This window comes from Lactobacillus huangpiensis (assembly GCF_019972815.1).
In the GTDB taxonomy this organism is placed as follows: domain Bacteria; phylum Bacillota; class Bacilli; order Lactobacillales; family Lactobacillaceae; genus Lactobacillus; species Lactobacillus huangpiensis.
Genome location: NZ_BPPA01000006.1, coordinates 1 through 11,844 on the forward strand (window position 1 = coordinate 1; position 11,844 = coordinate 11,844).

At 35.2% G+C, this 11,844-nt stretch carries 12 protein-coding genes; all 12 read right to left on the reverse strand.

Going from position 1 to position 11,844, the window contains the following annotated elements:
* Nucleotides 1-108: 108 nt before the first annotated feature.
* Nucleotides 109-504 carry a MerR family transcriptional regulator gene (locus tag LDM90_RS05510; RefSeq protein ID WP_198213705.1) on the reverse strand — a complete coding sequence of 132 codons (396 nt, stop codon included), beginning with the start codon at nucleotides 502-504 and terminating at the stop codon, nucleotides 109-111.
* 12 nt (nucleotides 505-516) lie between these two features.
* On the reverse strand, nucleotides 517-1,371 hold the full coding sequence (locus LDM90_RS05515) for an aldo/keto reductase (RefSeq protein ID WP_198213703.1): 855 nt from the start codon (nucleotides 1,369-1,371) through the stop codon (nucleotides 517-519).
* An 81-nt stretch (nucleotides 1,372-1,452) separates the two neighbouring features.
* Nucleotides 1,453-2,022, reverse strand: coding sequence for a GDSL-type esterase/lipase family protein (locus LDM90_RS05520; RefSeq protein ID WP_223896900.1), 570 nt, complete (start codon nucleotides 2,020-2,022; stop codon nucleotides 1,453-1,455).
* A gap of 305 nt (nucleotides 2,023-2,327) precedes the next feature.
* Nucleotides 2,328-2,693, reverse strand: a complete 366-nt coding sequence (locus LDM90_RS05525) for a hypothetical protein (protein WP_223896899.1) — start codon at nucleotides 2,691-2,693, stop codon at nucleotides 2,328-2,330.
* A 122-nt stretch (nucleotides 2,694-2,815) separates the two neighbouring features.
* The gene (locus LDM90_RS05530; protein ID WP_223896898.1) at nucleotides 2,816-3,457 is read right to left on the reverse strand and encodes a hypothetical protein; all 642 of its coding nucleotides are present in this window, start codon (nucleotides 3,455-3,457) and stop codon (nucleotides 2,816-2,818) included.
* Between the two features lie 135 nt (nucleotides 3,458-3,592).
* Complete coding sequence (locus LDM90_RS05535) at nucleotides 3,593-4,171, reverse strand: hypothetical protein (RefSeq protein WP_223896897.1); 579 nt, start codon at nucleotides 4,169-4,171, stop codon at nucleotides 3,593-3,595.
* 155 nt (nucleotides 4,172-4,326) lie between these two features.
* Nucleotides 4,327-5,082, reverse strand: coding sequence for a triose-phosphate isomerase (gene tpiA / locus LDM90_RS05540; RefSeq protein WP_198213403.1), 756 nt, complete (start codon nucleotides 5,080-5,082; stop codon nucleotides 4,327-4,329).
* 24 nt (nucleotides 5,083-5,106) lie between these two features.
* Nucleotides 5,107-6,318 (reverse strand): phosphoglycerate kinase, encoded by a 1,212-nt coding sequence (locus LDM90_RS05545; RefSeq protein WP_109586101.1) that lies wholly within the window; start codon nucleotides 6,316-6,318, stop codon nucleotides 5,107-5,109.
* Nucleotides 6,319-6,424: 106 nt separating this feature from the next.
* On the reverse strand, nucleotides 6,425-7,441 hold the full coding sequence (gene gap / locus LDM90_RS05550) for a type I glyceraldehyde-3-phosphate dehydrogenase (protein WP_034977515.1): 1,017 nt from the start codon (nucleotides 7,439-7,441) through the stop codon (nucleotides 6,425-6,427).
* A 63-nt stretch (nucleotides 7,442-7,504) separates the two neighbouring features.
* A complete protein-coding gene (locus tag LDM90_RS05555; RefSeq protein WP_045927821.1) occupies nucleotides 7,505-8,536 on the reverse strand; it encodes a sugar-binding domain-containing protein in 1,032 nt (343 codons plus the stop codon).
* Nucleotides 8,537-8,958: 422 nt separating this feature from the next.
* Nucleotides 8,959-9,951 (reverse strand): ornithine carbamoyltransferase, encoded by a 993-nt coding sequence (gene argF, locus LDM90_RS05560; RefSeq protein ID WP_198213401.1) that lies wholly within the window; start codon nucleotides 9,949-9,951, stop codon nucleotides 8,959-8,961.
* 246 nt (nucleotides 9,952-10,197) lie between these two features.
* On the reverse strand, nucleotides 10,198-11,724 hold the full coding sequence (locus tag LDM90_RS05565) for an LBA0864 family S-layer associated protein (RefSeq protein ID WP_223896896.1): 1,527 nt from the start codon (nucleotides 11,722-11,724) through the stop codon (nucleotides 10,198-10,200).
* Between the last annotated feature and the right edge of the window lie 120 nt (nucleotides 11,725-11,844).

Sequence of the window (11,844 nt, forward strand, 5' to 3'; positions counted from 1 at the left end):
AAGTAGTTGAATATTTAGTCATGAAAAAAGTGCTCCTAATAGTCAGATTAATGTCTAACTATTATGGAGCACTTCAAAACCTAATTTTAAGAGGACTTTTGGGTTGAATTAAATTTCAACTGCGTTTTCATATGCCAATTTTTCTTTTTCAAAAGTTAACAAGTGATCATCAAAATGATCGATTTTATAATTAAGATAATTAATTGTTTTTTGAATCTCTATCATTTGTTTTTTCAGTTGGTCTCGCTGATCAGTTAACAAACTTTTTCGCTTATCAGAAGATGAACCGACTTGATATATGTTTACAAAATACTTTAATTGCTTTACTGAAATGCCCGCTTTACGCAAAACCTTAATATAGAAAACCCAATTCTCTTCATACTGATCATAGACACGATAGCCGTTCTCGTCTCGTTTAACAGGAGGAATTAACTTTTCCTTTTCCCAATATCTTATTGTATCTTTTGTTAAATCAAATTCCTGACTTATTTCTTTAATTGTCAACGTTATTTTCCTTCAATCTACATTTCTAATTAAATCATGAATATTTTGAACTGCAACCGGGTCACGATGGTCAAAAAACTGACTTTCATTTCTATCTAATGTTCTGATTTGATCCATTTCTTTATGACTTAACTCGAAATCAAAGATTTTACTGTTTTCAACAATTCGTTCGTGATGAACTGACTTTGGGATCACTACTATTCCTCTTTGAATTAACCAGCGTAAAATGACTTGTCCGGTAGTTTTATGATATTTAGCACCTATTTTTGACAACAAAGAATTAGTAAAAACATGGTGTTTACCTTCTGCAAATGGAGCCCAAGCTTCTGGCTGAATATGATGGTTTTTTAAGAAAGAAATTTCATTTGTCTCTTGCATCCATGGGTTAGTTTCAATTTGATCTACTGCAGGAAGAACATCATTATACAAACTTAAATCAAGTACACGGTCGGAAGTGAAATTAGAAACACCTATTGCTCTGATAGTTCCCGCTTTATAAGCTTCTTCCATTGCGCGCCAAGAGCCATAAATATCACCATATGGCTGATGAATAAGATAAAGATCTAAATAACTAAGCTGTAATTTTTTTAATGAAGTTTTAATTGCGCGTTTGGTCGCTTCATATCCAGTATCAGATACCCACAATTTTGTAGTAATAAACAAATCTTGTCGATTAACTCCACTATTTTTAACAGCTTTTCCTACCGCTTCTTCATTGCCATAAGAAGCAGCTGTGTCAATTAAACGATAACCAGATCTAATTGCATCCTCAACCACACGTTCAGCAATACCCAAATCAGTTATTTGAAAAACTCCAAAGCCCAATATAGGCATTGTAATACCATTATTTAGTTTGATTTCTTTCATTTTGTTGCTCCTTTATAAGATTACAAAAAGATTGTAAACCTTAGAGTTAACTCTATAGCAAACAAAATAAAGGAGTATTTTTTAACTTTTTAGTTCGTTTACCAGTAAATCTGACAACAACTTGTATCCCTCTGTTCCAAAATGCAAGCCATCATTCAATTGTCCTTGACAAAGAGTTTTTAAGTCACCATGTTTAATCATAGCTTGAAATAGGTTAATAAAATTCAAATTATAAGTTTCGGCTAGTTTTATTAATTCTGTAGTATAAATAGCTATTTCACGATTGTTCCTCTTTTTTTGTCTGGTCTCATCAACTGCAGGCGGTGAAATCAAAATTACATTTTGCGGATAATATAAACAAATTACGCTGGAAATTATGAGAGACATATTTTTACTAAATTGTGTAACTGGAACATTTTTGTGCAGGGCCAAGTCATTAGTTCCCAAGAGTAGAATTAATTTGTCACAACGCTCAACTTTTAACACTAGATCTGGCAATAATGCGTAAAATGCTCCTGAGTTAATACCAGAAACTGCCGTATTAACTAAATTTGTGCCTGGTATTTTTTCTTTTATCTCTGCATTAATACGAGGCTCTTTTAAGCCTTCTTTGCGTGCAATAATGCTATCCCCTGTTAACAGTAGTTTCACGAGTTTCTCCTAACTTTTCATAAAAAAACTGTAATCACAAAGAGTTGAGACTACAGTTTAATATCTTAACGTGGATTAATTTTACTATACTTCATGTTTTTAAATTCATGAGCACTATACTTATTGGTTAAAGCTTTGGATTTAAAATATTGATTTATTACCAACCCATTTTTTGGATTACCTTGAAATAAAATTTTATGTTTTTTACCAGCTAATTTTTCATTTTTGATTGTAAAAGCAAAACCGTTTTTAAAAGAGTTCTCTTGGACTGGGCTTAGAATGATCCATTCATTACCATTTATTTTTCAAGTTGTAACACGCATGTATTTAGCAAGTTCATTTTTATTACTTTGTTTCCATGAATTAGGCATTTGCCAGGGATACTTTTTTGTTCCTTTAACGAAACCTGTTTTCACAACTTTAACATAATCATTTGCCCAAGGAGTATTAAAAGCAGACTTGTGAATAAACATGGGACTTGGTGTAAGATTATTGTTGCTAAACCACTTACCTTGCCATGTCTTTGGGAATTTAAATTGCTGTCCCAGCATAAACTGGTTCTTCTGATTTTGCGCTGCCTGCACTGTTTGCGTCTGATTTGATTTAATTGGCACATTAAGTGATAGAGTAAGAGATGCTATGGCAGTTAATGCAGTAATTATTTTTGACATTCATTTTCTCCTAAAATTAATTATTATATAGTAATAATTATAAACTTGCTACTCAATTTAAGAAATACATTTTTAAAGCAAAAACTGGTTCCATTTAAAAACCAGTTTTTATTCTGAAATATTTACTTTTTTTGATATTGATTAAAAACAGGAGCATACGTTTCATTCTTAAAATGATAATTTTGGTATTTCTGTGCTAATTTTGGTGAACGGTAAAATTGATCATAGATTTCGCCAGTCTTAGGATTAGCTTCAAACATTACTTTCTGAGTTTTACCGTCAATTTTTTTATTTTGTAAACTGAAAGCATATCCTATTTTGATATTATTTTCATCAATTGGACTAAAAACTATCCACTTTTTATTTTTTAAGTTTTTAGTTGTTACTCGTCCCAAATTTTTGAATATTTTATTGTGTTTTGTAAACCAACTCTGGGGCATTTGCCATAAGTATTTATTAGTACCTTTAACTTTGCCGACCGAAACTAATTTAACGTATTCTCCTGTCCAAGGTGTGTTGAAACCATTTTTCTTAATAATCATGTTGCTCAAGTGACCATGTATATTACTAAACCACTTGCCCCGCCATGATTGTGGAAATTTGAAATCTCTTTTAAAGCCATACTTAGTTTTATTACTGATTTTCTTAACGGATTTTTGCACCTTAACAGTCTGAGCTTGATTTGTCTGGCTATTAATAATTCCACCAGCTGCAGCTAAAGCAATTACTGCTGCTGTCCAAATCGCAGTTTTACGAAGTTTCATAGTATTGCCTCCCTTACTATAATTTTTACCTCATATTATGGACAGGTATTTCCCTTATTGCAAGCGGTATCATTGAAAGTAAACAAAAAGCCACTATGAATAGTGACTTCGATTACTTAGGAAAAATGCATGAAATTACCATTCTCCGTATCTTTTAAGCTCTTTAGGCTTATGACCTCCATATTTTTTAGCCAGCTTGCGCGTTTTCCAATAAACATTAGTAATTCTAAATGAAGATGTAGTTCTATCAATTAAAACCTTATGTCCTTTGTAATGATATAAGCCAAGACTCTCACCAGATAAAACCGGACTTACCCACGGATACATGGATATGTATTTTATACCCTTATCTTTTTTAAACTTTACTGGATAATATGTTCTCGACCAGTTCCGAGCCGCCTTTGGTATTTTGGTACCTTTAAAATTGGCTTCTTGTTTATGCAATGGACTCCCAGCAATTGTGTGGGCAGTAATCTTTATCTTATCAACTTTCTTTGCTTTAATACCATTGATGTCAAAATATTTGCCATACCATGTGCCGCGCATTTTTTTAGGTACAGTAAATTTTCCTAAGTCTCCCTTAACATGTTTTGCGTCTACAGTATTACTAAAACCAGCAAAATTGTTACTATCTTGAATACAGAATCCTAAAATTAGCACTCCCAAGAGTGCTACCAATATTTCTGCTAGTTTAAAATTAACTTTCTTTTTCATTTCACTGCCTCATTTTATTATTTATATATAAATTGTTTATAAAATTATAGTATTTTATATTTTATTACAAATCAAGCACAAAATAATTGTATTTTTCGGTTAAACAAAAAAGTTTCTGCGAATCGCAGAAACTTTTTGATAAATTACATTTAAAACTAATCTTGATAGTTTACTAATTCTAAGAATGAATCAGGCTTAAGTGAGGCACCACCAACTAAACCACCATCAATGTCTGGTTTAGCCATTAATTCTTTAACATTACCAGGATTTACTGAACCACCATATTGAATTCTAACGTTCTCAGCAGTTTCTTCGTTGTATAAATCTTTAACAGTGTCACGAATAGTTTTGCACATTTCTTCAGCTTGATCAGAACTGGCAGTCTTACCTGTACCTATTGCCCAGATAGGTTCATAAGCAATAACTAAGTTAGAAACTTGGTCAGCAGAAAGACCGGCAAGAGCGGCTTTTATTTGACTAACTACCCAATCTTCTTGCTTGTTAGCTTCACGTGTTTCAAGTGATTCACCACAGCAAATAATTGGCGTAATGTCATTAGCAAATAAAGCTTTAGCTTTCTTGTTAATATCTTCGTCTGTCTCGTGGAAGTAGCCACGACGTTCAGAGTGACCAATAATGCAGTAATTCATGCCCATTTCTTTTAAAACTTTAGGTGAAGTTTCACCAGTAAAGGCACCCTCATCCTCAAAATAAGCATTTTCTGCACCGACGCGTAATTCAGAACCATTTGCGGCTTGAGCTAAACTTTCGAGATCAACAGCAGGAGCACAAATCAGTGCTTCAACTTTACTTGCTTCTGGCAATTTATCCTTTACGGCAGCAACAAACTCAGTTGTTTGCTTAGGATTCATATGTAATTTCCAGTTACCAGCAATAATTGGTGTACGCATGTAAATAATGTCCTTTCTTAAAGTTTACTTGTCTGAAATGCAGGCAATTCCTGGTAATTCCTTACCTTCAAGATATTGCAAAGAAGCACCACCACCAGTAGAAATGTGGGTGATCTTAGGAGCAATACCAAGTTGTTTAGCAGCAGCAGTAGAATCACCACCACCGATAATAGTAGTAGCATCAGTTAAGTCAGCAAGAGCCTTTCCAACTTCTAGAGTACCTTCAGCAAAGTTTGACATTTCAAAGGCACCCATTGGTCCGTTCCAAACAACTGTCTTGGCATCCTTTAAAACATCTTTGAACTTGGCAACAGTCTTAGGACCGATATCAAGACCCATCATGTTTTCAGGAATGTCATCTTCTACAACTTTGCGAGCTGCATCATTAGAAAACTCAGTAGCTGCAACATTGTCAACAGGCAAAACAATTTTACCATCAGCGTCTTGCAACAATTTTTTTGCAAGATCTACTTTATCTGGTTCAAACAAAGATTTACCAATTTCATGGCCTTGAGCTGCTAAGAATGTGTAAGCCATACCACCACCAATTAAAATGTGGTCAGATTTTGGAATGAGGTTAGTAATAACATCGATCTTGTCTGAAACCTTGGCACCACCTAAAATTGTAACGAATGGATGTACAGGGTTAGCAACAGCATCACCCAAGAACTTAATTTCTTTTTCCATTAAGAAACCTGCAGCAACTGGCTTGCCGTCCTTCTTCATGGCTTCAGCAATACCAACATTTGAAGCATGGCTTCTGTGAGCTGTACCAAAAGCATCGTTAACATACATGTCACCTAATGAAGCCCAGTATTCACCTAACTTAGGATCATTCTTGCTTTCACGCTTGCCAAAATCATTATCAATATCTTGGAAACGAGTGTTTTCCAAAACATCAACGTCACCGTCTTGCATTTTGGCAACAGCATCTTCAACTTCTTTACCTTCGTTAGCTGGAACAAAAGTTACTGGTTTCTTCAAAAGTTCGCTTAAACGTTCTGCAACTGGTTTTAATGACAATTCTTTCTTATCGTCATCAGACTTTACACGGCCCAAGTGACTAAGCAAAATTGCTTTACCACCATTTTCAATAATGTATTTGATAGTTGGAAGTGCAGCAACAATTCTGTTGTCATCTCCAATGACACCATCTTTAATTGGTACGTTAAAATCAACACGGACTAAAACTTTTTTACCTTTTACATCAAGGTCAGAAACTATTAATTTAGCCATCTATATCCTCCGATAACTTTATTTATTTAATTTTGAAAAAAAGGCGGAAGGAAGAATTTCCCTCCGCCTTCTCTTTTACCACCTAACAGTAATCAAATATTACAGATTAAAGAGTAGCAAATTTCAACAAAGTACGAACCATTTGGCAAGTGAATGAGTATTCATTGTCGTACCAAGCAACAGTCTTAACTAATTGATTGTCACCGGCAGTAGTTACCATGGTTTGAGTTGGGTCAAAGATTGAACCAGCAGTCATACCAACTACATCACTTGAAACAATTTCGTCATCGTTGTAACCAAATGATGGACTCTCGTACTTCTTCAATGCTGAGTTAACTTCGTCAGCAGTAACTTTCTTGTCAAGGATTGAAACTAATTCAGTTAATGAACCATCAGTAACTGGAACACGTTGTGCATGACCGTTAACTTTACCGTTCAATTCTGGAACAACAAGACCAATGGCCTTAGCAGCACCAGTTGAGTGAGGAATAATGTTAACTGCAGCAGCACGAGCGGCACGCATGTTACCACCACGAACAGGACCATCCAAAAGCATTTGGGTTGAAGTGTAAGCGTGGATAGTAGTCATAGTAGCTACTTTAATACCAAATTCTTTTTGCAAAGCATCAACCATTGGTGCTAATGAGTTAGTAGTACATGAACCAGCAGAAACGATCTTGTCGTTTGCATCCAAAGTGTCATCGTTTACTGAGTAAACAATAGTCTTTAAGTCATTACCAGCAGGAGCTGAAATCAAGACTCTCTTGGCACCTGCGTCAAGGTGAGCTTGTGACTTAGCCTTGCTTGTGTAGAAACCAGTACATTCAAGAACAAAGTCAACACCATCATTCTTAACCCAAGGAATGTTTTGAGCTTGAGGTTCTGCGTATACACGGTATTTCTTGCCATCTACAACGATTGAATCTTCAGTAGCTGAAACTTCGTGGTTGAAAGTGCCATGAGTTGAGTCATATTTTAGCAAGTGTGCCAAAAGTGCTGGAGTAGTCAAGTCGTTAATAGCAACAACTTCAATATCCTTTGACTTTTCGCCCAAATCCATAATGCGACGGAATGCCAAACGACCAATACGGCCAAAGCCGTTAATACCAATTTTAACTGTCATATTCTAAAGTCCTCCTTAAGAACTATGTAAGAACTGTAAACATCAATTTATTTTAAATGAGAATTATTTCTCCTTTAAAATCTTCTCTGAGGCTCCTTCATCAGTAATTAACCAGGTTTGATGAGGAGCATTGGGCATATAAGCCTTGATTGCTTTAGCCTTGCGACCACCGCAAGCAAATGCAAATATGTGAGGTATTTTATTTAGATTCTCAAACTGCAAGCCAACCTGATGCACGCGGTCAACAATCTTTCCTTCGCCATCGAAAAAACACCCAAAACACTCGGTGACTACTTTTTTTTCACGCAACTCGGACAAACGAACTGAATCGTATCCTCTGCGTCTTGCCATGTCGTGAGCTAGTCCAATTCCGTGAATTACAACATCGGTTTGTGAAATATCTTCAAGGACATCAGTAAATGTAGATTCACGAATTAAAGATTTGTATGCAGCTGATGAAATCTGTTCTGGTAAATATAACGTTTTATATTTACCACCTGTTTCAGCAGCCATTTCTTGAACGATAGTATTACTTTGAATAGCAACATTTTCGCCCAAAGCTCCACGACCCGGTACAAATACCAATTGTCGATTTTTACTTAAACTTTTAGACAAATTCCTAGTCGATTTTGCAAGAGCTTCACCACCAAGAACAGTAATAATTGAATGTCCTAACGGCAAAAGAAGATCCAGAGCTGCATTAAGCTCTTCACCCATTCTCTCATAAACCAAGTCCTGTAAATCGCTATCACCCGGTACAATAATTGTCCGTTCGATACCAAGTTTACGCGCCAAATCAATTTCTGTTTTGCGAGCGTTAAACAAACGATCTATCAGTGGAGCAGCCTCCTGCAATATCTTTTTGCCCTTTTCTGTCATAAACATGCCAAAACTTTTGATCTCAATCAAACCATGATCACGAAGATATTCAGTTTCTGTTCGCACATTTCTTTCAGAAAGTCCTAGTGACTGAGCCACACTTCTGCGTCCTACTGGTGCATTAAGTGATATTTGCTCAAGAACAAGATATCTTTGTCGAAAAACTTTTAAGATGTCAGGAACGAGAGCTTCAAGCACGGGAAATTCCGAGTACATCAATATCTCTCCTTCTTCTGGGACCAAATTGACCCATTTATTGTCATTAGGTGTCCCAGATTGTCTAAAAATATATGAGAAACGTGACCTGACGCTAATCAAGTTACTCATTTCTCAATCGACAACTATAGTATAGCAACACACAAAAAATAATTCAAGTGAAATCAAACCAATTAGAAAGTCTTAATATTTTACCCAACTTTTGTTTTAAAATGTCTTACTGTCTTTTTCGTTTATCAAAGAAAAAACAATTCAATTTTTAGTTTTTTTCTGTTATACTTGTTGTTGTGCCAATTCTGGGCCCTTAGTGTAATGGATCGCACGTAAGATTCCGGTTCTTAAAATCTGAGTTCGACTCTCAGGGGACCCATTGAATTAAAAAGAGTATCTCTTGCAATTTAGCAAAAGATACTCTTTCTGTTTTAAGCTAATAAATTTTGTATAGCTTCTTGGTTCTCACTATTTAGCTTATCTTTAAGCAAATACGTAAATACTGCTCTCATTGCTGTTTTTTTGTTTGCAGCTTGCTGCCAGACAATAGATTTTTTGCCATCAAGCACAGAAGCCGTTACTTCTTCACCCCGGTTTGCTGGCAAACAGTGCATAAATTTAACGGACGGATTTTTTGTTTTAGCTAGTAGCTCATCATTAACCTGATACTTAGGATAAAAAAGTTTCATATATTCGTCTTTGCTATGCTCTTGATCATATAGACCATACCAAACATCTGTATAAACGAAATCAGCATCCTCTAAAACTTTTTCGTCTTCGGATAGTGTAATTGTGCCACCATTTTCTTGAGCAATTTTTGCGGCTTTATCCAATATTTCCATAGACAGATGTTTTTCTTTAGGACCATACTGAACGAAGTGCATCCCCATTTGTGCACATAAAAATAGTGCTGAAACTGTAATCTGAGTTGCATCTCCTACAAAAACCAGCTTAACATCAGATAGTTTCTTTCCTTGAGGCAAAAATTCCTTGATTGTAATTAAATCTCCAAGGGCTTGTGTTGGATGATCATTATCACTCATAAAATTAACTACGGGTGCAGGTGAATTTTGAGCAATTTCAATAATATCCTCATGACTGGCAGTTCTAACCCCAATGATATCAACCAGATCACCTAGGGCATGACTCGTATCAGCTAAGCCTTCATGACCATTTTCTCCCAATTGAATTTGACCAGGTGCTAAATACAATGCGTGACCGCCAAGTTCAGTCATTGCAGTTTCAGCTGAACAGCGTGTTCTTGTAGACACCTGATCAAAAATCATACCCAGACTTTTTCCTTTTAATAACGATGGATAATATCCATGATTAATAGTTGCTTCAATTTTAATACCGAGTTCAACTAAATATTGCATTTCGTCTTTTGAAAAGCTACAAGTATCAATAAAGTCTCTTTTAACCAAAAAATTCTCCTTAAAATAACTTCTATTTATGTTGTTGCGTACCATAATACAGGAAACCGGCTTTTTTTGAAATCAATGGGGGTCGAATATAGAAAGTCTTAATTACTTTTAAAACATTTTAAAGTAAAAGTTGAAGTATAAATTTTAGTACTAAACTCATAATTGATAGTATTTTTCATTTATATCAAGTTCAAAAATGATAGACAAAAAAAGCAGCTTGATAATCAAGCTGCTCAGTAAATAATTTTAATTCGTGTTACCGGCTGTTAATTCTCCCCTTTGAGCAAACTCAACATAAAGCTTATTGCCATATGAGGATAGCCCTTCAATTTCACGTCTAACATTCAAATGATGGGTCTTCTTAAATGTACCATCTTTATCAACTTTGAAGATGTAATCATTAAAGCCAACATAGAATTGACTGTGCTTTTGATCATAAGTGAATCCTTGAACTGGCGAATGATTGCTTACAAAGTTGCCTTTTGTAGCGCCAACTTCAACAGGAGTCCAAGTGTCACCACTGCGGGTAACTTTCCAATATTCATAATAACCGTGGCCACCATTATGGAACAGGCAATACATTGTATTGTCACCAGCAAATGTAGCATTGTGAATATATCTTGGATTACCATAATTAGAAATTCTAAAGGTCCAAATTTGATTAATCTTCATATCTGACTTACGTATTTGCAAGATTTCTTCAGAAGCATCTGAATTGCTTGAGGTATTATTATTGGCAATTACGTAAACATATTTAGATGATGAACCAATAGCTTGACCATGTCCTAGTTTAATATAAGGACTAACTTTAATATGTGATGCATATTTCTTAAAAGTTGACCAGTTTAGGGTTAATAAGTTTTGTGCCTTAAACTTGTTAATGTGTTTTAAGTCATAAGAAACTAAGTGACCGTTTTGTGCTTTGCTTGAGTTAAAGACTGCAACAGTGAAGTTCGAGCCATGAACAGTAATTCCCTCAGGAATTACACCTACCTGACCCATCTTATCTCCTGCCTTATTGTAGTCAAGACTCACAAATCGAGGCTGGAACAACTTAGTTTTCAATGTTAAACCATTAGCTTTAAAAGTATTAGATCTGTTTTCAGGAGTATAGTGATGAGCTGCATTCCAATTTCTGGATGAAGACTTAGAACTTCCCTTCCACGTAGAAACTTCCTTTGGACCATTTTTAGGAGTTTTATTTGCTCTTGCAATACCTTCATTCTTGTCAGAGCGAACTGTGACATCTACGCTAGCCTTGGCTTTGCCATAACTGTAATCTACAGTGGTCTTTCCTGGCGTACCCGAGTCAATCTTAGATTTAGAAACATTAACTTTATTTGCATCAACAGCGGTTCCAGTACTATCAGTCACATAATTAATCGCATCTTTAGTATTAAATGAATATTGATTATTTTGTACTAAACTGACTTTGTTAGCTACTGAAATCTTATTTCTGGCAAAAAAGTTTTGGCTAACCCAACCAACTGTACGACCGTCAACAATTATTTTCCAAAACTTGCCTTTTTTAGTGGCAATAGACTTCTTAGACTGAATCTGTGCATGTTTGAAATACTTTGTAGAGGTGAATTTGCCAGATGGTCCCTTCTTTGATGCACTATGATAAACTGCGTAGTTGCCATTGCCAGCTATCTTAGTAACAGCCTTATGATAACTTTTAGCAGAAATGTATGAATTATTACTCCCAACAAATAAACCAACTGCGGCTATTGTTCCTGCAACCAGCAGCTTGTTTTTAAATTTTTTCCCCATTAAAGCTTACAACCCTTCTTTTATAATATAATAACAGTTTTGCACTTTTCTGGGCATAAATCAATAATTACCGCCGTTATAAAAATAAACTACTTTTTATTAGATTTTTATAACCATTTA

Excerpts from the sequence above, each read along its gene's own strand:
- LDM90_RS05515 (WP_198213703.1), bottom strand. The coding sequence starts at position 1,371 with ATGAAAGAAATCAAACTAAATAATGGTATTACAATGCCTATATTGGGC.
- LDM90_RS05525 (WP_223896899.1), bottom strand. The coding sequence starts at position 2,693 with ATGTCAAAAATAATTACTGCATTAACTGCCATAGCATCTCTTACTCTA.
- LDM90_RS05530 (WP_223896898.1), bottom strand. The coding sequence starts at position 3,457 with ATGAAACTTCGTAAAACTGCGATTTGGACAGCAGCAGTAATTGCTTTA.
- LDM90_RS05535 (WP_223896897.1), bottom strand. The coding sequence starts at position 4,171 with ATGAAAAAGAAAGTTAATTTTAAACTAGCAGAAATATTGGTAGCACTC.
- tpiA (WP_198213403.1), bottom strand. The coding sequence starts at position 5,082 with ATGCGTACACCAATTATTGCTGGTAACTGGAAATTACATATGAATCCT.
- LDM90_RS05545 (WP_109586101.1), bottom strand. The coding sequence starts at position 6,318 with ATGGCTAAATTAATAGTTTCTGACCTTGATGTAAAAGGTAAAAAAGTT.
- gap (WP_034977515.1), bottom strand. The coding sequence starts at position 7,441 with ATGACAGTTAAAATTGGTATTAACGGCTTTGGCCGTATTGGTCGTTTG.
- LDM90_RS05555 (WP_045927821.1), bottom strand. The coding sequence starts at position 8,536 with ATGTACTCGGAATTTCCCGTGCTTGAAGCTCTCGTTCCTGACATCTTA.
- LDM90_RS05565 (WP_223896896.1), bottom strand. The coding sequence starts at position 11,724 with ATGGGGAAAAAATTTAAAAACAAGCTGCTGGTTGCAGGAACAATAGCC.